26 protein-coding genes are annotated in these 22557 nt (G+C 43.9%); 11 read left to right on the top strand and 15 right to left on the bottom strand.

What is annotated here, in order from left to right; all coding sequences use genetic code 11:
• Positions 1-173: 173 nt before the first annotated feature.
• Positions 174-410: a Uma2 family endonuclease gene (locus LAY41_RS22290; protein ID WP_249103014.1), complete on the top strand. Its 237-nt coding sequence runs from the start codon at positions 174-176 to the stop codon at positions 408-410.
• Positions 411-476: 66 nt separating this feature from the next.
• Here the strand turns inward: LAY41_RS22290 and LAY41_RS22285 are convergent, their stop codons facing one another.
• Both LAY41_RS22285 and LAY41_RS22280 read right to left on the bottom strand, forming a co-directional pair.
• The gene (locus LAY41_RS22285) at positions 477-773 is read right to left on the bottom strand and encodes an NfeD family protein (protein WP_249103012.1); all 297 of its coding nucleotides are present in this window, start codon (positions 771-773) and stop codon (positions 477-479) included.
• A 98-nt stretch (positions 774-871) separates the two neighbouring features.
• A complete protein-coding gene (locus LAY41_RS22280; protein ID WP_249103011.1) occupies positions 872-1447 on the bottom strand; it encodes a hypothetical protein in 576 nt (191 codons plus the stop codon).
• Between the two features lie 309 nt (positions 1448-1756).
• Here LAY41_RS22280 and LAY41_RS22275 point away from each other — a divergent pair, with 309 nt between their 5' ends.
• Positions 1757-2677 (top strand): hypothetical protein, encoded by a 921-nt coding sequence (locus LAY41_RS22275; RefSeq protein ID WP_249103008.1) that lies wholly within the window; start codon positions 1757-1759, stop codon positions 2675-2677.
• A gap of 330 nt (positions 2678-3007) precedes the next feature.
• On the opposite strand, the gene LAY41_RS22270 is transcribed toward LAY41_RS22275, so the two are convergent.
• The 3 genes from LAY41_RS22270 to LAY41_RS22260 all read right to left on the bottom strand — a co-directional run bounded on the left by LAY41_RS22270 (position 3008) and on the right by LAY41_RS22260 (position 4803).
• Positions 3008-3592 carry a Uma2 family endonuclease gene (locus LAY41_RS22270; RefSeq protein WP_249103006.1) on the bottom strand — a complete coding sequence of 195 codons (585 nt, stop codon included), beginning with the start codon at positions 3590-3592 and terminating at the stop codon, positions 3008-3010.
• A 74-nt stretch (positions 3593-3666) separates the two neighbouring features.
• A complete protein-coding gene (locus LAY41_RS22265; RefSeq protein WP_249103004.1) occupies positions 3667-4155 on the bottom strand; it encodes a DUF29 domain-containing protein in 489 nt (162 codons plus the stop codon).
• Between the two features lie 453 nt (positions 4156-4608).
• Positions 4609-4803, bottom strand: coding sequence for a hypothetical protein (locus tag LAY41_RS22260; protein ID WP_249103002.1), 195 nt, complete (start codon positions 4801-4803; stop codon positions 4609-4611).
• Between the two features lie 68 nt (positions 4804-4871).
• On the opposite strand from LAY41_RS22260, the gene LAY41_RS22255 reads away from it, so the two are divergent.
• Complete coding sequence (locus tag LAY41_RS22255) at positions 4872-7982, top strand: CHAT domain-containing protein (protein WP_249103000.1); 3111 nt, start codon at positions 4872-4874, stop codon at positions 7980-7982.
• 239 nt (positions 7983-8221) lie between these two features.
• Here LAY41_RS22255 and LAY41_RS22250 read toward each other — a convergent pair whose 3' ends face one another.
• Both LAY41_RS22250 and LAY41_RS22245 read right to left on the bottom strand, forming a co-directional pair.
• The gene (locus LAY41_RS22250) at positions 8222-9664 is read right to left on the bottom strand and encodes a M16 family metallopeptidase (RefSeq protein WP_249103022.1); all 1443 of its coding nucleotides are present in this window, start codon (positions 9662-9664) and stop codon (positions 8222-8224) included.
• A gap of 183 nt (positions 9665-9847) precedes the next feature.
• Complete coding sequence (locus LAY41_RS22245) at positions 9848-11485, bottom strand: M16 family metallopeptidase (protein ID WP_420840340.1); 1638 nt, start codon at positions 11483-11485, stop codon at positions 9848-9850.
• Positions 11486-12224: 739 nt separating this feature from the next.
• Between LAY41_RS22245 and LAY41_RS22240 the strand changes: the two genes are divergently transcribed.
• Positions 12225-12839 carry a TetR/AcrR family transcriptional regulator gene (locus LAY41_RS22240; protein WP_249102996.1) on the top strand — a complete coding sequence of 205 codons (615 nt, stop codon included), beginning with the start codon at positions 12225-12227 and terminating at the stop codon, positions 12837-12839.
• Between the two features lie 40 nt (positions 12840-12879).
• Here LAY41_RS22240 and LAY41_RS22235 read toward each other — a convergent pair whose 3' ends face one another.
• Positions 12880-13329: a DUF4332 domain-containing protein gene (locus tag LAY41_RS22235; protein ID WP_249102994.1), complete on the bottom strand. Its 450-nt coding sequence runs from the start codon at positions 13327-13329 to the stop codon at positions 12880-12882.
• Positions 13330-13399: 70 nt separating this feature from the next.
• On the opposite strand from LAY41_RS22235, the gene LAY41_RS22230 reads away from it, so the two are divergent.
• Together LAY41_RS22230 and LAY41_RS22225 are read left to right on the top strand one after the other, a co-directional pair.
• Positions 13400-14860: an aminopeptidase P family protein gene (locus tag LAY41_RS22230; RefSeq protein WP_249102992.1), complete on the top strand. Its 1461-nt coding sequence runs from the start codon at positions 13400-13402 to the stop codon at positions 14858-14860.
• Positions 14861-14981: 121 nt separating this feature from the next.
• Positions 14982-15620 carry a Uma2 family endonuclease gene (locus LAY41_RS22225; protein ID WP_249102990.1) on the top strand — a complete coding sequence of 213 codons (639 nt, stop codon included), beginning with the start codon at positions 14982-14984 and terminating at the stop codon, positions 15618-15620.
• A 32-nt stretch (positions 15621-15652) separates the two neighbouring features.
• Here LAY41_RS22225 and LAY41_RS22220 read toward each other — a convergent pair whose 3' ends face one another.
• Genes LAY41_RS22220 through LAY41_RS22210 form a run of 3 tightly spaced genes read right to left on the bottom strand, consistent with a single transcriptional unit; the run spans position 15653 to position 17000 of the window.
• Entirely contained in the window at positions 15653-16174 is a 522-nt protein-coding gene (locus LAY41_RS22220; protein WP_249102988.1) for a DUF29 family protein, read from the bottom strand.
• Positions 16175-16201: 27 nt separating this feature from the next.
• The gene (locus tag LAY41_RS22215; protein ID WP_249102986.1) at positions 16202-16423 is read right to left on the bottom strand and encodes a hypothetical protein; all 222 of its coding nucleotides are present in this window, start codon (positions 16421-16423) and stop codon (positions 16202-16204) included.
• Positions 16424-16460: 37 nt separating this feature from the next.
• Positions 16461-17000, bottom strand: coding sequence for a helix-turn-helix domain-containing protein (locus LAY41_RS22210; RefSeq protein WP_249102984.1), 540 nt, complete (start codon positions 16998-17000; stop codon positions 16461-16463).
• A gap of 173 nt (positions 17001-17173) precedes the next feature.
• Here LAY41_RS22210 and LAY41_RS22205 point away from each other — a divergent pair, with 173 nt between their 5' ends.
• Positions 17174-17533, top strand: a complete 360-nt coding sequence (locus tag LAY41_RS22205; RefSeq protein ID WP_249102982.1) for a hypothetical protein — start codon at positions 17174-17176, stop codon at positions 17531-17533.
• A gap of 196 nt (positions 17534-17729) precedes the next feature.
• Here the strand turns inward: LAY41_RS22205 and LAY41_RS22200 are convergent, their stop codons facing one another.
• Both LAY41_RS22200 and LAY41_RS22195 read right to left on the bottom strand, forming a co-directional pair.
• Positions 17730-18143 carry an HNH endonuclease gene (locus LAY41_RS22200; RefSeq protein WP_249102979.1) on the bottom strand — a complete coding sequence of 138 codons (414 nt, stop codon included), beginning with the start codon at positions 18141-18143 and terminating at the stop codon, positions 17730-17732.
• Positions 18144-18353 carry a hypothetical protein gene (locus tag LAY41_RS22195; RefSeq protein ID WP_249102977.1) on the bottom strand — a complete coding sequence of 70 codons (210 nt, stop codon included), beginning with the start codon at positions 18351-18353 and terminating at the stop codon, positions 18144-18146.
• A gap of 298 nt (positions 18354-18651) precedes the next feature.
• On the opposite strand from LAY41_RS22195, the gene LAY41_RS22190 reads away from it, so the two are divergent.
• Together LAY41_RS22190 and LAY41_RS22185 are read left to right on the top strand one after the other, a co-directional pair.
• Positions 18652-18873, top strand: coding sequence for a transferase hexapeptide repeat containing protein (locus LAY41_RS22190; RefSeq protein ID WP_249102976.1), 222 nt, complete (start codon positions 18652-18654; stop codon positions 18871-18873).
• On the top strand, positions 18870-19298 hold the full coding sequence (locus tag LAY41_RS22185; protein ID WP_249102971.1) for a type II toxin-antitoxin system VapC family toxin: 429 nt from the start codon (positions 18870-18872) through the stop codon (positions 19296-19298). The genes LAY41_RS22190 and LAY41_RS22185 overlap by 4 nt, the downstream gene beginning before the upstream one ends.
• A gap of 28 nt (positions 19299-19326) precedes the next feature.
• Here the strand turns inward: LAY41_RS22185 and LAY41_RS22180 are convergent, their stop codons facing one another.
• Positions 19327-19494, bottom strand: a complete 168-nt coding sequence (locus tag LAY41_RS22180) for a hypothetical protein (protein WP_249102968.1) — start codon at positions 19492-19494, stop codon at positions 19327-19329.
• Here LAY41_RS22180 and LAY41_RS32875 point away from each other — a divergent pair.
• Together LAY41_RS32875 and LAY41_RS22175 are read left to right on the top strand one after the other, a co-directional pair.
• Complete coding sequence (locus tag LAY41_RS32875) at positions 19461-19715, top strand: BrnT family toxin (protein WP_420840339.1); 255 nt, start codon at positions 19461-19463, stop codon at positions 19713-19715. The genes LAY41_RS22180 and LAY41_RS32875 overlap by 34 nt on opposite strands.
• Positions 19712-19912: a hypothetical protein gene (locus LAY41_RS22175; protein ID WP_249071671.1), complete on the top strand. Its 201-nt coding sequence runs from the start codon at positions 19712-19714 to the stop codon at positions 19910-19912. Before LAY41_RS32875 ends, LAY41_RS22175 begins: the two co-directional genes overlap by 4 nt.
• 126 nt (positions 19913-20038) lie before the next feature.
• Here LAY41_RS22175 and recG read toward each other — a convergent pair whose 3' ends face one another.
• A complete protein-coding gene (gene recG, locus LAY41_RS22170) occupies positions 20039-22492 on the bottom strand; it encodes an ATP-dependent DNA helicase RecG (protein ID WP_249102966.1) in 2454 nt (817 codons plus the stop codon).
• Positions 22493-22557 lie beyond the last annotated feature (65 nt).

The following is a 22557-nucleotide window of genomic DNA, read 5'->3' as shown; positions in this document are numbered from 1 at the left end:
CTGCTATCAATGGTTAATTGGTAGCTACTAATTAAATCACAAAAAGGCGCTCTCCGAAAGGGGGCGCTTTTTTGTTTGGGCTTTTTGTTTAAAGTTAGGTTATAGAGCAGAAAGTTTTGCAACTTCTTGCAAAGCTTTAAAATCACAATCAACCTAAAAAAGAGGCTTTGGCCATGACACAAGCCATACCTAAAAAAGTCACGTTTAACGAATTCATCGCCTGGTATCCAGAAAACTCAGAACACCGCTACGAACTGCACAACGGGGTAATCGTTGAAAAGCTAAAACCAACAGGCGAACATTCAGAACTTGGTGGCTTTCTCAGCTTCGAGATAGGTCTTCAGTGTCGCAACAGTCAACTTCCTTATTTTATTCCCAAAGAATGCGTAGTTAAACCCTTTCGCGTTTAGGTACGTTGTTGCGCTTTAGCGCTAAAGCGCAACAACGTACCTAATAGCCTATTTCCAATCCGTCGGCTATTTCTGGACTTGCACAGATTGAAGCTGAGAAAATGGTTGAATAATCAGGGTAATATTCGAGTTGCCAATCACTTCGCAGATATCCCCTTCTTCTAGTGTTGTAGGGGATAAGGTTCGAGCATTCCAATAGGAACCCCTAAAGGCAACTCTGCCAAACCAATAAGGTCGCTGTTTTGGCGGTTCCACTGTGATAACAGTTGCTTCTCCGGTAAGGAAATTGTCATAATCAACGGCTGATTTAATTGCCGAATTTTGCTGTATAATGCGAGAGAGAATTGATTTAATCGATTCCATTTTAACAACCTCCTTTGGGTTGAATTACAGAGAAAATGGGTAGGTTGGGTTGAGGTACGAAACCCAACAAATGCGTCGGGTTTTGCTTCATTAAATTTCTATTCAGGCAAACTTAATACCAATTTCTGCTCATTAGGAAACTGACCTCCAAGCGCGAAATAGGCAGCAGCTTGGAGAATAATTTCGCTAAACAAAATGCGGTGAAAAATGTTATTTTTGGTGAGGCTGCAAAAATGACGAACAGCTTTGATTTCACCTTCCCAGGAAAAGGGAGCATTTAATAGGATGTGATGACTGTCATGTATTGCTCTAAAGAAGAGGTTAGTAGCAGGACTTAAAACGACAGGATTGTTAAAATCAACGCTAATTTCTAGCACTCCTGTTTTCTTAACTTTAGCCGCCATTTCTTCAGAGGAATGATAGGGTTGACCGTAGACGTAGCGCGTGATGATGGGTAAGTCTATGTATAAACGCCGTATCCAGATGTCGAAAGATTCTTTACTTGTATCTGAGAGTTGTTGTTCTTCTGATTTGAGGTAATGTTTGCCTAAGTTTTGTTGGTAACTAGAATCATTTTGGGCTTTCTCCAAGTAATAGGTTATGGGTTTGTGTGAAAGATGTAACTCGTTGGCGCGTAACTTGTGTTGCTGGGTAGATTGCAGAGGCATTTTCATAATAAACTCGCTTTTGTTGGAAAATTAACCTTCATGCTTTCACTCTAATAAGAGTTGATTTAGTTGGTAATAATTGACGTAGTTATTTTTGCTTTTATGTAGTTTTATTAGTTCAATAATTTGATATAATTTAATTAATAGAAATAGTTTTTATAGTTGAAATAGTCCAAATAGTTGAAATAGTTCTTGAGGTACGTTGTTGCGCTTTAGCGCTAAAGCGCAACAACGTACCTCAAGAAAGTGATATATTGAAATGGAGGTTTCAGAAGCCAGGTTCCTCACTCCTTGCATTGCCATAGGTAATCCATAATGACACCCGAACAAGTAAAATTTATTAACGAAATCGCAGCCGAACTGAAAACGCAGCCGGGATTTAATTTGAGAGAAGAAGTCTTTTTTCCCCTGCGTTACGATAAACATCGCCCAGTCACATTTCAACAAACACAAATTGCTCAAGAATTGATGCCAAAAGATCTTCGTCTTGGTAAGGGAGATTATGCAACGTCAATTGGCACAACTTCGCAAAATGTTGTGCAGGCGATGGTGAATCTATATAAAGAAGAAATGGAAAAAGATGGTGTTAATCTCGATATCTTAATTAATGGAAAACAAGGACAAAGAGGCACTTGGCGAGAGGCTTATTATTGGTTATGGAATCACAAATACCTGCGATGGCTAGGGCTACATAGCTGGGAAATATTGCACGATAATGCTAAATCTTCTGCCAATTGGCTACAGTTTTTAACAAAAGAGGAAATGGCATCAGTGCAAAGGGGAACTAGAGCCTTAATTCTGCCATCTCCACCGCCTTCGGCACAGAAAACAACGATTCCGGCAAATCAGTCGCTTTGGATGTTAGTTGATTTGGAATTACAGAAAGATAAAAATTATCAATTGCTGTTGTTGAATCGCAGCCAACAGGGGCAATGTTTACTCTGTCCATCTTCCGCTTATGCACCGAATTCTATCATCGAAAAACCGCCCATTGTGCTGCCGCAAAAGGATGCTTGGGCTGGTAATAGCAAAGAAAAGTTTGTGTTTGGAGAAGTGGGAAAGGAGGAATTTTTAGCGATTAAATTAGAGAAACCTTTGAATTTACCTTGGTTGACTCCCCGCGAAGATGAAGCTTTACCAGAATGGAATGCGGAACGGATTAAGGAGTTATTTGAACAATTGGAACAGCAAGGTAATTGGGAAGTTTTTTATCAAAGTTTTGAAGTGGTGGAATGAGAAACTGAGGTCGCCCACACCCGCAAGAGACTCAAGTCTCTTGCTAATAGCGAAAGTCCATTAAAATGGACTGGGAGATTTAGTATTCAGTCCACTTGTAGGGGCGGATTTAGCAAATATCCTTTGTTTCCTACAAATCGCATTAGAACAAAACCCGCCCCTACTTTAGCTATGACGCTGCGATTTGAATCGCAGGCGGGCTATAAGCGTAGCCATTGTCTCTATGTAGAATTAAAACTTTACAGTTTATTATAGATCGTAGGTTGGGTTGAGCGACAGAGAAACCCAACAAATGCTAGAATTGGTTAGGTTTTATAACCTTAAAGCAACCTACTGAATTTCTTCATTATCTCCAAAACTCACATCTTCATATAAACTATCAATGCTAGTCCGAAAATCGATGCTTGCTAAATGAATGTCACTGCCTTGATTGTAGGTTTGCAATACCCAAAAACCCTCAGCATTGCGGCGGAAGCATTCTAAACGCTGGCGCTTTTGGCTAATTAAAACGTATTCTTGGAGGGTTTCTAATTGCTGATAGTCGGAAAACTTATCACCTCTGTCGAACGCTTCTGTTTTTGGCGATAAAACTTCGACAATTAAACAAGGATATTTTTTATGATTGGGAAATGCACTATCTCTGGCATCACAAGTTACCATCACATCAGGATAGTAAAAGATATTGGCTGTTTCAATATAGGCTTTCATGTCCGCCATATAGACACGGCAGCCAGTCCCTCGGACATGACTTCTTAACAGGGCAAATAAGTTTCCGGTGATGGTAACATGGGCATCACTAGCCCCAGCCATTGCGTAGATTTGTCCATCAATATATTCGTGTTTGATGGGGCTGAGTTCCTCTCCTGTGAGATAATCTTGAGGAGAAATGTAATTTTGGCTTTGATTGGCGATCATTGTTTTGGGAATAGAGTTATTATATGATTATATCATTTGAAAAAAGCAATTACAGAGAAGGATATCTCATTCAATTATTCAATATTTTCAGGATCATCGCACTCAGGGGGTAAAAAATCAGGATTAAGAACTTCTTCTACAGTAAAGGGAGACTCTGGGGGAAATATTTTAATAGATAAACCTGTTTCACCTGCGGCTAGTTCCCTAGCATCTTGATAAGATTCATTAAAAATCTCTTCAAAAAACCGATATAAACTCGGACTGGTTTTGAAGGTGTCTCGGAGGCGTTGACGATGTTCTCGAATGATATAAAGCCAACTATTTGTTCGTTTTTGCGACTGATATTTATACTTAAGTAAGTGCATTAAAAGTACCCTCAAATTACTTTCTAAAGCATTTTTATCGCTTCTCCCTATACTTTCCAGTTCCTCTAGTAAGTTTTCTAAATCTATTTCGGCAAACTTCCCCTCTTTTAATAAGTTGATAGTTGTCTGTAACCACAGATAAAAATCCTGTTCGTAAAGGGATGTTATGGCAGTTGTCATTGATTGAATAGTTGTCATTTTTTTTGACTCCCTTTCTCTTCTCTACTTAAGTATACCAGATTCTATAGTTTATCGCTATATAGGGTCAAGAAACCGGGTTTCTGTTATAATTGTTGTCAGCCCACACCCGCCTCAGACTCAAGTCTGAGGCTAATAGCGAAAGTCCATTAAAATGGACTGAAAGATTAGTATTTAGTCCACTTAAGTGGACTTTAGCTATTAGCCGGCGAATCAATTCGCCGGCGGGCCGCAAGCGAAGTCCATTAAAATGGACTGAAAGATTAGTATTTAGTCCACTTAAGTGGACTTTAGCTATTAGCCTGCGATTTGAATCGCAGGCGGGCTGCAAGCGTTGCCATTGTCTCTGTGTAGAATTAAAACCTCATTAATTCGCCAACAATATTATGGATTTTCGGGCGGGCTAAAACGGCAGGCGCAAGATCTGAGTAAACGTAAGGATATCGAGTAAAATCATTCTTCCAAAGCATCCCAAAGTTCAGGCATCGGTTCATGAAAATCGGCAGCAATTGTAATTGGCATTCCCCGCAGTGGATAATGTTTTGGAGGTGAAGGATCTGGTTCCACATCAATGGGATAATGAAAGGTAGCATCAGGATGGTAAAATTTGCCTTGTTCTGCTTTGGAAAAGTTATAGTCGGATTTCATAGTTGCCTCTTTCGATTTGACTCTGTTCTTAATTATAGATTGTTAATTGATAAGAAAGGAAAACAACAATGGACGAACAACGCATCGCCGCCTATTACCAACTCATCCAAAAATTGCTCGAATGTCCCAACGGGGAAGAATCGCAAATATTAAATGACAACTTCGAGTTAATCGACCCCGGACTTTTGCAAGCGATAATCGTATTTGCTAAACAATTCGATGATAACGGCAACCAAAATGATGCTAACTTTTTAAGTAACCTTGCCTTGCAACTGGGGAAATTTCTCGGTAGCGAACAGCAGGAAACAACAATTAGAAAAGAGACAGCCCATATTTTATTTGATTGGGGAGTTAAACAGTTTTATATCAGTCGGTTTGTCGTGGCTTTTGAGTGCTGGCAACAGTGCCTTATCATTTATCAAGCCATTCATGATCTTCAAGGGGAAGCAAATTCTCTGGGAAGTTTAGGTATCGCTTACAACTCTCTGGGACAATTTGAACGAGCGATTACTTTTCACGAAAAGTCTTTAGCCATTAAACGTCAAATTCAAGACTGCCAAGGAGAAGCGACTTGTCTTGGAAATTTAGGTATTGCTTACCACTCTCTGGGAGAATATGAAGAAGCGCTCAATTGTCACAAACAGTCTTTAGATATTAGTCGGGAAATCAAAGACCCTCAAGGAGAAGCGGCTTCACTGGGAAATTTAGGTATTGCTTACCACTCTCTGGGAGAATATGAAGAAGCGATTACTTTCCACGAAAAGTCTTTAGCTATTAAACAGGAAATCAAAGATCCCCTTGGGGAAGCAAATTCTCTGGGAAGTTTAGGCAATGCTTACCACTCTCTGGGACAAGTTGAACGAGCGATCAATTTCTACGAAAAGTCTTTAGCCATTTGTCGGAAAATTAAAAACCGTCTTGGGGAAGAGATTTCTCTAGGATGTTTAGGCAATGCTTACTCCTCTCTGGGACAATTTGAACAAGCGATTACTTTCCACGAAAAATCTTTAGTCATTAGTTTGGAAATCAACCACCGCCTTGGGGAAGCGGATTGTCTGCGAGGTCTAGGCAATGCTTACTACTCTCTGGGACAATTTGAACGAGCGATCACTTTTCACGAAAAGTCTTTAGTCATTACACGGGAAATCAAAGATCGTCTTGGTGAAGCAAATTCTCTGGGAAGTTTAGGCAATGCTTACGACTCTCTGGGACAATTTGAAATATCAATCAATTACCACGAACAGCATTTAGCCATTAGTCGGAAAATTAAAAATCGTCTTGGGGAAGGGTATGCTCTGGGAAATTTAGGCGGTGCTTACCACCAATTGCAGCAAACAGAGAAAGCCATTGAGAACTCTCGAAACTGCCTCAAAATTCCCACCTCCAAAACTATGCCACCCCTATGCTTCAAAGCTGGTCGCAACCTCGGTAACATCGGCTTCACTCAAGGCGACTGGCATCTCGCCTTAGAAGGATACGAACCCGCCATGCAAGCAGTCGAACAACTCCGCAAAGGTTCAACCACCGACAAACGCCGCCAAAAAATCATTGCAGAAGCCATCTCCGTTTACGCAAAAGCCGTCCAATGCTACATCAACCTCAAACAATACGATAAAGCCGTCGAAACCGCAGACCGTTCCCGTTCCCGCCACCTCGCCGACTTATTTTACAGCAGCAAAGACCTCTACCCCAAAGGCGAAATTCCCCCCGAAGTCGAGGAATACTATCGCCTGCAACAGCAAACCAACCGTTTGCGTTTTTCTGACAATGACAGAATGAAAGAACTCGCCACCACCCGCCAAGCAACCCGCAACGCCGAAGCGACCATTGAAAAGATTGAAGAATTAGAAGCAGAAAAACAGCAAGCTTGGCTGAAAATTCGCAGCAAAGACCAAGTTTTGGCGGGTCAATTGCAACCAAACCCTCTCAGTTTCGACCAGATGCAAGCCTTAATTCCCGATGCCGAAACCGCTATCCTCAATTTTTACACTACAGGCGAACATACCCACATTTTCATCTTGCGAAAAAATCAACCAACCCAACTCTACACCTGCGAAGGTCAAGGAATTGAAACTTTGCAAATTTGGATATTCAACAACTGGTTAAAACCTTATAAAGAAAACCCAACCGTATGGCAAATTCAAATGGGTGAATTTCTCTCCCAACTCGCCAACCGCCTGCAAATTAATAAACTAATTGACCAACATCTCAACGGCATCAAAGAACTAATTATTATCCCTCATTTGTACCTGCATCAAATCCCCTTTGCTGCCTTACCTTTAAACAACATTCCCATTCCCTACAGCGATACAGCTTCCGACAAAAAACGCGGTTTGATGGCTGTCCGCAAACCATCAAACACCCCTGACAAAACTCCATCCCAACAACCCGAATACCTCAGCGATAAATTCCGCATTCGCATCGTTCCCAGTTGCCAAATTCTCAACTTTTGCCACCAGCGAGGCGACCTCAAACCTGCGACAATGGGAATCGTGGAAAATGCCACAGGCGACCTCGTTTTCACTGGCTACGAGTGCGAAACCCTGGCAACTATGCACAACGTTATCTCAGATAATCGCCTCCAATACAAGCAAGCAACTATCAGTAACTATCAAAATTTACTCGATCGCGTGCAAGTCCTCCATTCCAGCCATCACGCCAGTTCCCAACTCGATAATTCCCTGGAATCAAAACTGTATTTATTCGACGGCGAAATCAACCTCGGTCGCATTTTCACCTGGAGATTTTCGCAGCTAGCCGAAGTGTTTCTCTCCTGCTGCGAAACTAATTTAACCCTCACCCAAATTACCGACGATCCGCTTTCGATTGCTAGCGGTTTCCTCTGTGCTGGTGCGAGAAATGTGGTCAGTACTTTGTGGGCTGTGGATGATTTAGCAACGGCTTTGTTTTGTATTTTATACTATCAGGAAAAGCAGGATAAAAGCCGATCGGAAGCAATCCGCCAAGCACAATTTAAGCTGCGTAACTTGACAGGCGATGAATTATCTGTTAATTATAAACAGCAGTTAGAGGATTATTTTGAACAGCAACAATGGGGAGACAATAAAGTAGAAATTCTCTATAAGCAGCGATTAAAATTAAATCTGCTTTGTCGAGAAATATTGCCCTTTGTCAGTCCCTACTATTGGTCGGGTTTTGTATCGCAGGGTTTATCATAATTTATAGGTACGTTGTTGCGCTTTAGCGCTCTTTCTGGGTTGGGTTGAGGTACAAAGCCAACCTACACATTAGTTCGATCGCACAATTAAATTTGAGTAATTTTTTACCGCAGATAAAAGCAGATGAACGCAGATGTAGTTTTGGATCGATCGCCATCTAGAGGCGATTCTTAGGTATGTTGTTGCGCTTTAGCGCGAAATCTGGCGCTAAAGCGCAACAACGTACCCAAGAGTGGTTTTTATGGCTGGGAAGTGGCGGTAGTTCTCGGCGCTGGAATTGTGATATCGATCGGTGTCACTTCTGCCGCCAGTGCAGTCAAGGGAGGCTGAATAGCAGCAGAATTACCTACAACCAAGGTGGTGATTTTCTCTGGCTTGAGGTAAGTACGGCCAACGCGCTGCACGTCAGCTGCAGTGGTTGCTTCTACCTGGCGTCGATAACGGAACAAAAAATCATCCGGGTAGCCGTAGTACTCGTATCGCATTAAGCGCGATAAAGTTTGGCTGGGGTCTTGAAAGTTGAATACAAAAGAATTCAGGGTTGATTCTTTAGCTAAAGCTAATTCTTCTGGCGTCACTGCTTCAGCTTGAATGCGCTTAATTTCGGCGAAGATGGCTTGAATAAATGGCACTGTAGCTTCGGAACGAGTTTGTCCTCCAGCAAGGAAGACGCCGGGGTAGTCATAGCGGGGACTCCAAGCGCCGTAGACGCTGTAAGCTAGACCTTGGCGCGATCGCACTTCATTAAAAAGCCGCCCGCCAAAACCATTCAGCACCCCATTCAAAACATCCAGCGCCGCATAGTCGGGACTGTTCAACAGACCGCCCAAGTGCCCCATCTGAATATAACTCTGAGTCAGCTGAGGTCGATCGACAAAAAAGATCCCTCCCTGGTTCGCCTGAGAAACGGCTGGCAAAGGCGGTATTTTCAGTTGCGGATTTGGTTTCCAGTTGCCAAACTTTTCCTGGATCAGTTCCCGCATTTTTTTACTGTCAAAATCTCCCACAATGCCCAGCATCATATTGTTGGGATAGAAATATTGCTGGTAAAAATTCACCAAATCTTGCCTGGAAATATTGTCCAGATTAGCGTACTCAATCGTGCGGGAGTATGGGCTACTTTCCCCGTAGATTAGTTTCTGGAATTCTCGGCTGGCAATGCCACCGGGATTGTCGTTGCGGCGGGCTATATCGCCCTTCGCTTGCGTTTTGCCTAAATCAATTTTGTCCTGGGCAAATACTGGTTCCTGAATTACCTCGGCAAATAGCGCAAACACTTGCTCTAAATCTTCGGTGAGGCTGCTAAAACTAGCGCTACCCGAAGAAGTCCCTATACTGGTTTCTACTGAAGCGGCCCGTTGTTCCAGCAGAGTATTCAATTCATCGGCTGAGTGCTTCTTTGTGCCTCCATTCCGCATCACTTCCCCTACTAACCCAGCCAAACCAACTTTTTCTGCTGGTTCCCAGCGATCGCCTGTGCGAAACAGCGCTGTACCGCCGATCAGGGGAAGTTCCCGGTCTTCCATCAAATACACTATTATGCCGTTGTCCAGTTTATAGCGAGTGTAAGCGGGCAGCTTGATTTCTGGCAGCGGTGGAAAGGTCAACTCGGTATAATGTCTGGCTCCTTGGGCCACGGCTGGCAAGCGCAATACCATCAGAAGCAGTATTGTCACCACCATTAGCGTCAGGGCTTTGACAATCCGCTGCTGACTCATAAAAATTTTTGATTTTCGATCGAAAAGCACTTTTCGTCCTCTTCCCTGCTCGTCTATTTTTTTACCGTCGCAATTTGACACCCATGGGTGTCAAATTTTCGTTAACTCCTCTTGTTCGCGTTCTTTGCTAGAGGGGTTCCATTTCCTTTATTGCTCTTTGGACAGAAGACGCCCAATGGTGCGATTGGATGGCTGGAATGTTGCTTGTGCAACGCGCTGGATATCGGCGGGGGTGACAGCTGCGATCGCTTCCAACTCCGTGAACAAGTTTTTCCAGCTACCTGTTTTGACTTCGTATTCCACTAACAAAGATGCCATACCATCATTAGAATCAAGCGAGCCCAACAAGCCAGCACGCGCTTGCGTTTTGACCCGATCCAATTCCTCTGCTGAAACTGGCTCAGTTAAGAGCCGATCGATTTGAGATCGCAACGCAGTCGCCACCTCGTCAACCGTATGACCGGGAGCCGTCAGCGCATAAAATAGCATCATCGTAGGATACTTATCTCCTGGAAAACCGTTAAAGCCTTGTGCGGTGAGTGCCAGTTGCTGCTTTTCCACCAGCGATTTGTAGAGGCGGGACGTTCTACCATCGCTGAGAATGCTGCCGATCATTTCATAAACTACATTATCGGGATGATTCATTGCTGGGCGATGGTATCCTTCCAAATACCAAGGCTGGGAAGGCAGTCGCAAGGTGACTTCCCTAGTTTGGGTTTGCTTTGGTTCGATCGCTACAGTGTCGTTTGCCTTCGGTTTTGCTTGATAGCGGCCAAAATAAATCTGGGCCAGTCTTTTCACTTCTGCTGGATTGACATCCCCAACAACAGCGATCGTCAACTTACTGGGAACGTAGTGAGTATCGAAAAACTCCTTTACATCTTTTGTGGTTAAATTTCTGATGTCTTTGTCGTAGCCAATTACCGGACGCAGATAGGGATGCACCTTGTAAGCAGTGTCGATAAATGCTTCGAGCATCTTACCGACTGGCGAGTTATCGACACGCAGCCTGCGCTCCTCTAAAATTACATCTTTTTCTTTATAAAACTCTCGGAACACTGGCTCTAGAAACCGTTCCGACTCCAGCGACATCCACAGTTCTAGCTTGTTAGAAGGGAAACTGTAGAAGTAGCGGGTAGCATCGGTGGAAGTATTGGCATTCAGACCGACTCCTCCAGCTTGCTCAACGATCTGACCCAACTCGTTTTGCTTGACTAGATCGGCTGCTTGTGCTTCAACCTTTTGGAACTGGGCCTGTAACTTAGTAACTTCGGCTTCTTTACCAGTTGCTTTGGCTGCTTGAATTTGTTCTGATAGGGTATCTAGTCGATCGAGTAATGGCTTTTCCGCTGCGTAGTTTTTTGTGCCTATGCGCGTCGTTCCTTTGAAAGCCAAATGCTCCAAAAAGTGAGCAACTCCTGTTTTGCCATCTGGCTCGTTGGCACCGCCAACATCGGCGTATGTTAGAAAAGAAACTATTGGTGCTTGGTGTCGTTCCAGCACGATGAACTTCATGCCATTATCGAGGCGAAACTCGGTGATGCGCTGCATCACCCGATCCAAATAGGGCCTAATTGACTCAGATGATGAAAATTTAAGTTTGCTTTCCTCTCCCCGTAGCGCGGGTAATGTGCTTGGTGTCGAGTTTTGGGTACGCGCTAAAGCCGCGTCTGGTTTCAGTCCGCACCACAGCAGAACAGCACATAGTAATGTTATAAGTGTTCGACGCCACCAGTTGTTTTTTATTTGGACTGTCAACTTAAGTAACCACGCAGGCGAGATCATAGACACAGGGAATTGTTTTGCTCTACAAATTTTCCAATGGACGCTGACGCTTTTGCTGTTAAGCTGTTCCATAGCCAAGTATATTTGAAATCTGATAGAAGTGTAAATCCCTGGTTCCCCAAAGCTTAAAACTACCCGCACCAAATTTATCGGTGAAAGTGATAGACATTCTATCGGATGATAGCACGGTGCAGTCGAGTGCATTAAAAGTTTTTTTGTTCAAAAACTGCCGCTTTTTTGCGTAATTAGAGCGGATATCGGATTCCGGAAGAAAAATGATGTGCGATCTCATGTCCTTACGCATCGGTTACCTAAAAAAATCGGTCTTCTTAATCTTATCTGCGTTCATCTGCGTTCATCTGTCTTCATCTGCGGTAAAAATGTAACCAACGATGACAACAGGCAATTTGACGATCTCACTCATGTACTAACGATGCAACCGGACAAGATATTAGACGACAGATTAATGCGGTCATGAATCGCCCATCCGCGCCGTGTGAGCGAACGCCCCTACATAATCTTGTGGCGGGAAGGGAGGAAATCTAGACTATCTAACATAATGATAAATTACTATTTTAGTACTATAATCAAAAAGCGTTCAAAAATATCGAAAAATATGTAAATTTTTGTATAAACTCGTGCTGTTGCTGTTAATCATTATTTAAGACTGATATATTTTTATTAAGATGATAAAAAGCAGCATTGTAGAGATTCGATTAGTATAGAACGATGATTTAATATGGGAATTTTTCACCGAACTCCTCAGCCAGAAGACGCAACGCGCACCCGTATAATCAAGGCAGCGCAAAAGTTGTTTGCCCGCCAGGGTTATGACGGTACGACTACTCGCGATCTTGCGGCGGCGGCTGGGGTGGCAGAGGGAACTTTATTTCGCCATTTTGCCAACAAAAAGGCGATTTTGGTGGAAGTAGCAACGGAGGGATGGGTCGAAATCCTGACGGATTTGTTGACGGAACTGAGCGAAATGGGCAGCTATGAAGCTGTAGCGCAGGTAATGCGGCGGCGGATGCTGAATTTCCACGCTAATGGGGATATGATGCGGGTTTGCTTTATGGAAGCGCAGTTTCACCCGGAATTGCGCGATCGCGTCCAGTCGGAAGTGATTGACAAAATGACGGACGTGGCGGAAGCTTTCTTCCAAACGGCGATGGATAGAGGTATTTATCGCCAGATGAACCCCAAAATAGTGGCGCGGGTGTTTGTAGGGATGTTTGCGATCGCAGGTTTTAGCCACAACACAATTATGGAGCCGGGAGCCTCACCGCAAGCGATCAAGGAAATGGCAGAGGGAATCGCCGATATCTTCCTCAACGGCGTTTTAGCCAAAAATTAGAGCTATTTTGGAGCAAAGCAGATTGCTCATTGTTTTCAATCTAAAATCTAAAATCTAAAATCGATCGCGCTTGTTTAATCCACAGAGATACTTGTTCCACAGAAGGGCAAAGGTCGCGCCGCTGCATGGTTGCAACGTGCAACCGCAAAATTTGTTGGTGCAATCTGTAGGGGGGAATCTGAGCCAGGTGGGTTACAGAACATACCCCAGCGTGTAATAATAGTCCGCAATATTGGCAACCAACGCTGGGGATGCGAGCGAGATCTGCTAAAGCAACCCATTTTTTAACATACTGAATATGGATCTGCAACTGATTTGCCAATGCCTGCCTCGTTTCGGGAGTATTGGCTTTTTCAATTAGCTGCCCAGTCGTAGTAATGCCGCACTCTAGTAGTTGGGATTGGCGATCGTGGCTCAAACCGGGCAGTTGAGCTAGAGGCCAGTCGTATGCTTGGATAGCGCTAGGATGATTGTTGAGTTGACGAGACATCCCTTTTACCTCAAATTGGACAGTTTTGGTATTCTGGCAAGAGTGAGATGCTCCCGGATTGTAAGTTTCTATGATGCAAGTCACGACCGAGATGCCTATTGCCTTGGACATAGCTTCGCTAACGGCGTCGCTAAAAAATGCTCATTCCGACACGCTTGGTGAAGCCAAAACCTTGGCAGACACACTCCGCAAGCGACGGAAGCGACTTTTCGATCTGATTGATTTCCCCGTGGTTCTCTGGTCAGGATGCGCCCCTTCTCGGAATTATCCGGCGAATAAATTGCAGTTTCGAGCCAGCAGTCACTTTCTCTATTTTGCTGGACTACCCCTGGAGAATGCGGCAATTCGGATGGAGGCAGGCAGACTAGAACTATTCATGGATGACCCAAGTCCAGACGATTCCCTGTGGCATGGAAAAAAGCCCATGCGAGAGGAGATTGCCGAGCTGATTGGGGCAAACACAGATCACCCGATGGGAGAACTGTGGTGGCGAAGTCAAGGCTGCGCGACAATCCCAGTGCAGGACGTGATGATCAACAACCAACAGTCTGGGACACTGCATCGATGGTTGTATTCGGCTTCTTCCCTGAATTCGATCGACTGGGATCTAGCTTATGCGATCGTCAGGCTGCGACTCAACCACGATGCAGGCGCTTTGGCAGAATTGCGAAAAGCGGCTGCTACTACTGTTGACGCACATAAATCGGGTATGGCGGCGACGCGACATTGCAAAACTGAAGCCGAAGTCCGTTCCGCGATGGAAAGTGTCCTCACTGCGCGGAACATGACTTGTGCTTATAACAGTATTGTCACGGTTCGCGGCGAAGTTCTCCATAACGAGCAGTATCATAACCCCCTGCAACAGGGAGACTTGCTACTTGCGGATGTGGGTGCTGAAACCCCGATGGGTTGGGCATCTGATGTGACGCGCACTTGGCCTGTTTCTGGGAAGTTTTCATCTACCCAGCGAGCTATTTACGATGTAGTTCTGGCGGCTCACGATGCTTGTATTGCCAAGATACGTCCTGGTGTGGAGTATAAAGACATTCATTTGCTGGGGGCAACTACCCTCACCCAAGGGCTGGTCGATTTGGGCATTATGAAAGGTGATGCGGAAGAATTGGTAGAGTTAGACGCTCACGCGGCATTTTTCCCCCACGGCATCGGACACGCGATCGGTTTGGATGTTCACGATATGGAAGATTTGGGGGATTTGGCGGGGTACGAGCTGGGGCGAATTAGGAGCGATCGCTTTGGCTTAAATTACCTGCGTCTGGATCGACCCCTCAAGGCGGGAATGCTGGTATCGATCGAGCCTGGGTTCTATCAAGTACCGTCGCTTTTGAATTACCCAGACAAACGAGAAAAATATCAGGAGATAGTGAATTGGGATCGTCTGGCAGAATTCTCTGATGTCCGGGGAATTCGGATTGAGGATGATGTGCTGGTAACAGAGTCTGGTTGCGAGGTAATCACTAGCGATTTGCCGTCGCACCCCGATGCGATCGAGCATATCGTTAGCGGCTGGTAATGGGCAGATGCCGAGGGGCAGATGCTATGGGAGAAATTCCCTATTTCCACAAAGCCCAGCCTAACGCCTTTAGGCGTTGGGCTGCTCTAAAATTAGGACATTCTCTAAGGAGGCGATACTGATGCTGAGGAGCAAGCTGAACGCGCTACTTGACGAAGAAGTACTCCAACCCCAAGATCCTGAAGACCGCTATATCACTGATGGCGCGAATTGGGAGCAATATGAGGCACTACTCGCCCGAATCGGAGACAGTTCGGGATATCGAGTTACGTATTTAGATGGAATTTTAGAAATTATGTCACCTTCTCGCCGTCATGAAAGCGGAAAAACTCGCATTGGAGATCTTCTCGTTATTTACTTTTTAGAAGCTGACATCAACTATTTTCCCTTTGGTTCGACAACTTTGCGACAAGAGGAGAAAAGCGGCGGTATAGAACCCGATGAAGCTTACTGTATTGGCACAGACAAAGAATTTCCCGATTTAGCAATTGAAGTTGTTATTACCAGCGGCACAATCAACAAATTGGAAGTATACAGAAGGCTGAACATTCGAGAGGTTTGGTTCTGGCAGCGCGATCGCTTTTACCTTTACTATTTGCGAGAAGAAACTCCGGTTCAATTTGTGCAAACCTGCGGTTACGAGCTAATTCAGAAAAGCGAATTGCTTCCCGAACTCGATATTGAGATGTTGGCACAATGCGTGAGAAATCCCAACCCGCTAGAGGCAGCAAAGGAATTTCGGCAAAGCCTGCGATCGTAACCACCCCGATAAAATATTCTTAAATCCAAATTCTATTTTCTGCGAGCGATCCAGTCTTGACCACCAGGTAACTGTATTAAATGTGACTCAATTAGCGCTGGTAATTCTTTGGCAGAATGGGTATAAGTCAGGTCAAGCAGTCTGGTTGTTATTTGCAGCAATTGAGGTTTATCTAACATGGACGATAGTTGAGAACGGGTATATTTTCCATTCATCACTTCTTCACTTGCATCTGCGATCGCGTTCTCAAGTATCTCTTCCTCAATTAAATCTTCCCATTCGTCAGAATTTACATAATATGAAGTTCTGTTTTCTTTTTGATTCACATCTTGAATTTCTCGGAGGGAATTACGAATTGATGCAGCCCAAGAGTTAGTTAATCTTTGCTCGACTTGATTAAAAATCAAGTGAATTACTAAAACTCTCAAAAATGCCTTAATTTTTCGCAGAATTTCCTTTTTACTCATTCCTTCTAAATCATCTACGATCGCCAAAGCATCGCTGTAGCGTTCCTCTAAGATACTGGTTCTTAAGTCCAAAAGTTCTTGTGTCATATTTCTTGATCTCTTCACATTAGTTAATCAATTATGTTTGCTTGAATCAATCATCAAATCTTCAACTGTACAAGCACGAACATTACCCAATCTATAATTCTCCTCAGCTTCTTTAGCTCTTGAGGCTATTTGATTTCTTCTCAATTCGATCGTCCTTTTGGTAAGAATTTCAGCAATATAAGACTGTTCCTCAAGATCGAGGTCAGATATGGCTTGCAAAATATCGTTTACCTGAGTTGATTTTTTCATGGCTTCGCTCGATCGCTTAACTCAATCTCAACCTCTATTATCGCATCTTTTCCTGTACTTCCTGCAAAGGTAAATCTAGAACTTGGGCAATTTGCTCTGCCGTTAAACCAACCTTTACCAATCGCCGTATCGTTTCTTGTTTGGCTAGTCTTAGTGAAGTTTCAATATTGTTAGATTTGCCGTTAACAGGTGTAGAAGTTTCTTTAATAATGGATTCAAAATTTTCCAATTCTGATCGATCGTCAACTTGTGTAAGATTAGAACAGTGATTAATATTACCAGCAATAATATAATTACCAATATTTTGTTGAGAGTTATAAAAACCTAATCTTTCAACAGAAGCACGAAAATTTGACTTATTCAAATCTTTTCCTAACCCTTCAGAAAGAATCTGCCAAAGCGCATAAGCTTCATCTTTAGCGTGACCTCGCGTACATTGATATTCTTTGGCAATATCCGCGTATTTCCGACCGCTGAGAACGCCTTTGATAATTGCTATTTGCAGACTATCGAGGTGCTTACCCGTTTGAGCGAAAACGAGTTCGTCCAAATATTTTAACACCTCTGTTATGTCCATAGCGGTTGAGTTGAAACCTACTTTATCCGCCATTATCCGCTATAATCCGCTCCTTGTAAACATATTTAATATAACTCCCGTCTTTATCCGTCTTTTTCCGTCCCTCCAAAGACTGACACCTTTGAGATGCTGGGATAAAGTAAAAAAGACTACTTAATCTTACTGCTTAAAAGATGAAAAATTATCTTATTAGATCTGCATTTACTGCTATTGCAGTAGTGGCTGGACTTACAAGTGCTGCAAGTGCAGAAGTCTTTTTAGAGCCAAAAATTCAAGGTAGGTACATTGATGCTTGCCTAGAATCGCACAGGTTCCAAAACGGTTGCAATAATGCTGCTAGAGGTGAGATTGCTCAGCAGTTTTGCCGTCGCAAAGGCTTCTCTTCTGGGACGAAATGGCAAACTTTAGACTTTGGATGGGACAATCGCACTACTAACTGGAAGTGGAAAGAGGTGTGGGTTGATGGAAACTTACGCGCTAATTTTTATTCCAACGAAGGTGCTAATCGTTTTACAGTAATTGAATGCCGTTAATATAGCCAAGTTGAGGTAGCAGAGTGAGCAATATTTAAATATTCACCTCATTTGCAGGTTAACCACTGCGATAATTTCTGAAACTTCACGATAAGACAACAAGACATTAGGCTGGTAGCAGCGATCGCACTTCACTTACCTCACCAACAGAAGGAGGCGATCGCGAAAGCTGAAGGAAAGCGATCTCTCGACTTTCTCAAGGTGGTGGATGACGACCGAGAAGTTCTTCTTCTGTCCGAATTGCCAACACGATCGCACGATTCATATTCAGTGCATCAATAGTGGCTCGTCCCGTGACTGTTAATCCAACAACTCGCACGCCATCCCAACGGAAGTGTTCTTTCCAAACTTGTTGGCGAGGATTAAAGATTGGTACTACTTCGCCCGTTTCTGCATCTTCAACCGTTTGTCTAGCACCCTTACGCAGCGAACAGGATACACAGGCAAGTGCTAAATTCTCTGCGATTGTTGCGCCACCTGCTACGATAGGAGTGATATGGTCGATATGAAATGTAGCTGCTTGCCCTGCTTGAGACAAACAGCAATACTCACAGCGATCGCCTGCTCTTTGAATCACCAATCGACGTAAGGAAGCGGGAATTGTTGACATTTATCCTTGCTTAATAACACGCTGCGACCTTAAGCGAAGTAGAGAGAAAAATTCTGCCAATTCAACAAGCCCTTCTGCTTCCCGTCGCTCAACTTGAGTTAGCTGTTCGCCTGCATCCTGGCGATCCAGTAAGAATTGAAGACGCGCTTGGACAGCTTCAGGAAATTGAAAGTTAGTTAGTTCAGCCGGGATTTCAATTATCTCAGGCATATAGGAAGTGGGGAACTATGTCCTAGTTTTGTTCAAATCTTAAAAGCCAATGCTATAATTATACATGACTTCTAAATCTCGCTCGGTTATACCTATAGGTAGTTTCGGTGGAACAGAAGACATTTTTCTACCGTGAGAATGCTTTATTTTAATTGTACTTGCTTCCTGACTTATTTTACCAACACGGGAGGCGATAGGCTCTGACTTACTTTACCGGCACTCTAGGCGATCGCTAAGTTAAAATAAAACTGTATGCGTCGCGATAAGGCGATCGTAACGTTAGTTTTCTAAGGAGGAAATGATGCTGGATGAAGCAACTATCGAATGTCGCATAGCAATCCTCGAGCAGGAGGTTGCCGAGCTTAAACGCAAGTCCGAAAGCAAGTCAATTTCTGGGAATTGGCTGGATAAACTAATTGGCTCAATCTCTGATGAATCGGCTTTTCTGGAAGCTCTGGAATACGGACGTGCCTTTCGTCAAGCTGACAAACCTAATGATGAGGGTCACGAACAAGCATGAAATATCTGCTTGACACTGACCACATCAGTTTCCTACAGCGTCGTTCTAGTTCGGAGTTTAGCCGATTGCGTTTTCGGATGGCTCAACACCCGATCGGGGATTTTGCTTTATCGGTTGTTAGTTTTCAGGAACAGGTACTTGGCGCTCATAATTTCATAAATCGTGCGCGAACAAATGCCGAGATAATTCGTGGATACGCTCTATTGTTAGAAATTATTCAGGGCTTTGCAACTGCTCTTGTTCTACCATTCGACGAGCGAGCAATTGCGGTCTTTGATGAATTACGAGATCGACGGGTTCGTGTATCCACGATGGATTTGAGAATCGCGGCAATTGCCATATCTCGCAACTTGGTATTATTAACCCGAAACATTAGTGACTTTAGAAAAGTTCCAGGTTTGGTGACGGAGGATTGGACGGTGTAAAACAGACAGCCTAACAAATCATTTTTACTCATAGAACTAACTCTTTCACGATCGCGCTTTCTCCAAAAGAGATATCTTCTCCCAAAGGTTCGAGGTAGAGTTTGAGCGCTTCTTGAATGTTTATTAAGGCTTCTTCAATATTCAGCCAAAGAAAAGCAAAATATTCGCAAGCATCAATTAAATTTTCGTTTAGCATCAACTGTTTTCCGCGATCCTTACCAATTTACAATCTATGATGAAGAACACAGCCAAGATGAAGATAGATGGATTACCATAGGCTTAGATGAAACAGGAATTTTAAGGCTTGTTATCCATACCTTTGAAGAAACCGATCGCTCCTCATGTATGATTCGGATTATTTCAGCCCGTAAAGCTACTTTCATTGAAACACAATCTTATCAAGAGAGGCAATTATGAAATCAGAGTATGATTTTTCCAAAGCAGAGCAAGGCAAGTTTTACCATCCTGATGCTACCTTTCATTATCCGATTTATCTCGAACCAGATGTAGAGGAGTTTGTCACTAAAATTGCTGAACATAAAAAGATTGACGTTCAATTTTTGGTCAATGAATGGCTGAGAAATAACATTAAATTAATTCAAAGTATTGAGTAGATTAGGTTGCTATAGAGACAGCCAAACGAATTGCCGAGCGTCGTAAGCAGCAGAGAGAATACTGATGCCAGCAAGCGGTAAATTCGCTCCTAAATTCCGCTTGTGGGTTAGCGCGATCGCATTCAATCATGTCAAAATTGTACCACTCATTAACTTTAGATACCGATACTCCAATTCAGCTGACAACAAAGGCCATTTCTTCAAAGTTTCATCTCTCAAAATAATCTTCTCAGCTGCATCCCGCGCTATTTCCAAAATTTCCCTATCTTCCACCAAACTCGCCAAGGCAAAATCCGGCAATCCAGATTGACGACTACCTAAAACTTCCCCAGGCCCGCGAAAACGCATATCCATCTCTGAAATGAAAAAGCCATCTTGGGACTGTTCCAACACATTTAGTCGCTGACGCGCATCTGGTGTTTTAGAATTACTCATTAATAAACAATAAGATTTAGCTGCACCGCGACCGACACGACCCCGCAGTTGATGCAGCTGGGATAAGCCAAAACGTTCGGCATTTTCTACCATCATCACCGTGGCATTAGGCACATCTACACCGACTTCAATTACTGTAGTGGCGACAATAATTTGAGTTTGATTATCGCGAAATAAATTAATCGCCTCATCCTTCTGGGCGGAAGTCATACGACCGTGAAGTAACCCTACCTTAAATTCGGGGAAAATAGCTTCGGAGAGTCGCTGATGTTCTTCAACAGCCGATCGCAGATCCAACTTTTCCGATTCTTCGACCAAAGGCAATACAATATAAACTTGACGCCCTTGGGCAATTTCCCGACGAATTAAGTCGTAGGCTTGGGTGCGTTCCTTCCCCGATAACGCTACTGTATTAATACCTTGCCGTCCTGGTGGCAATTCATCAATCTGACTGACATCCAAATCCCCATGTAATGTTAGCGCCAAAGTGCGGGGAATGGGTGTCGCTGTCATTGTCAGTACATGAGGTTGTTCGCCTTTTTGCTGTAATTTTGCCCGCTGATGAACGCCAAATCGATGCTGTTCGTCAATCACTACCAAACCGAGGCTGCGAAAATTTACGGGGTCTTGAATTAAAGCGTGCGTACCTACTAAAAGCGGCAATTCACCTGTTTCTAATTGGGCATGAATTTCCCGACGCTTAGCAGTTTTGGTGGAACCTGTCAATAATTCTACTGGCAAATGCAATAAATTAAACCAACTTACTAATTTCCGATAATGTTGTTCTGCGAGTACTTCAGTGGGAGCCATGAGCGCCCCCTGGTAGCCAGATTGAATTGCGGCGAGTAAGGCGATTACAGCAACTACAGTTTTACCAGAACCGACATCTCCTTGTACCAAACGATTCATCGGCTCTGGTTTTTGCAGGTCATTGAGGATGTCGTTAACTACTCGTTCTTGAGCGTTAGTTAACTGGAAGGGCAACACTTTGTAGAACTGCTCAATTAGTTGACCTGTGGGAGCTAAGATAGCACTGGCTTGAGTTCGACGTAAAATTTGACGACGCTTGAGAAATCCCAATTGGAGGTAGAAAAATTCATCAAAAACCAATCGACGACGTGCAGCATCCTTGGCGGCGCTGTCTGCGGGAAAATGGATGTTGGCGATCGCATCTTTTAACTCAATCAACCCATACTGGTTCCGCAATACCGCTGGCAGTGGGTCTTGCAACTGCTCGGTTGCGGGTAGCGCTGCTAGAGCAGCTTGTCGCAACAAATCGGCTGGAACTCCCTCAGTCAAGGCGTAAATCGGCACCACACGACCGATCGTAATCGATTCGATCGAGTCTCCCGGACTAGCCAAAACTTCCAGTTGTGGGTCTTCCAGAGTCAAGCCATATTTGTTTTCCTTCACCAAACCAGAAGCTGCAACTATTGCACCAACTGGATAGCGGTTTTTCAAAGACTCGTGCCAACCGCGATTGCTGTAGCGACTGCCTGCGAAAAATCGGTTGAGCTTGATCTGATCGGGGCCTTCTTGCAGCAACACATCTAAAATCGTCAGTTTTTTATTTTTCGGGCTGCTAAAGCAATTACACCGCTTCACTTTTCCCACAATCGTCACCGTCTCACCTGCCATCAGGTCGCAAATACTTACCTGGCGGGAATAGTCAATGTAGTCGCGGGGATAGTAGAACAGCAGGTCGCGCACCGTTTGCAGTCCGAGTTTTGCTAAATACTGCGCTTTTCTTGGCCCAATTTCAACCAAACTGCTTAGCGGTTGGTCAAGGGATATAGAGATTTGGGATTTGGGATTTGGGATTTGGGCGATTGAGGTAGCAACGGAATTTTGCCCAGTCTCCAGTCCAGGCGTTTCCTGCGACCTTTGCTGGAGAAACCGACGAGCTTCCCCTACCAGGTTTTGTCGTTCTAGAAGTGTGAGGTTCGGATAAGTGGCAAATCGATCGGCCATCTCTTGCCACAGTCGTCGGGGTTCAGATGCCATATCCATCGGAATTTTACCGAATTCCAGGCAGAGAAACTCACTGAAGCGGTACTGCTTTCCCATCAAGTCTGTGAAGCCGCTTTTTTCCTCTACTTCGAGGGCTTTGTGCAATCGCACCCAATCTGTTGTGTCATTAGTCATTTGTCATCAAATAATTTTAGATTTTAGATTTTAGATTTGTTTTGAATTGACGATTTTAAATTTGA

The sequence above is a fragment of the Argonema galeatum A003/A1 genome (assembly GCF_023333595.1).
Lineage (GTDB): Bacteria > Cyanobacteriota > Cyanobacteriia > Cyanobacteriales > Aerosakkonemataceae > Argonema > Argonema galeatum.
The sequence above is the reverse complement of the archived record's forward strand: the minus strand, read 5'-3'. Positions and strand labels throughout refer to the sequence as shown.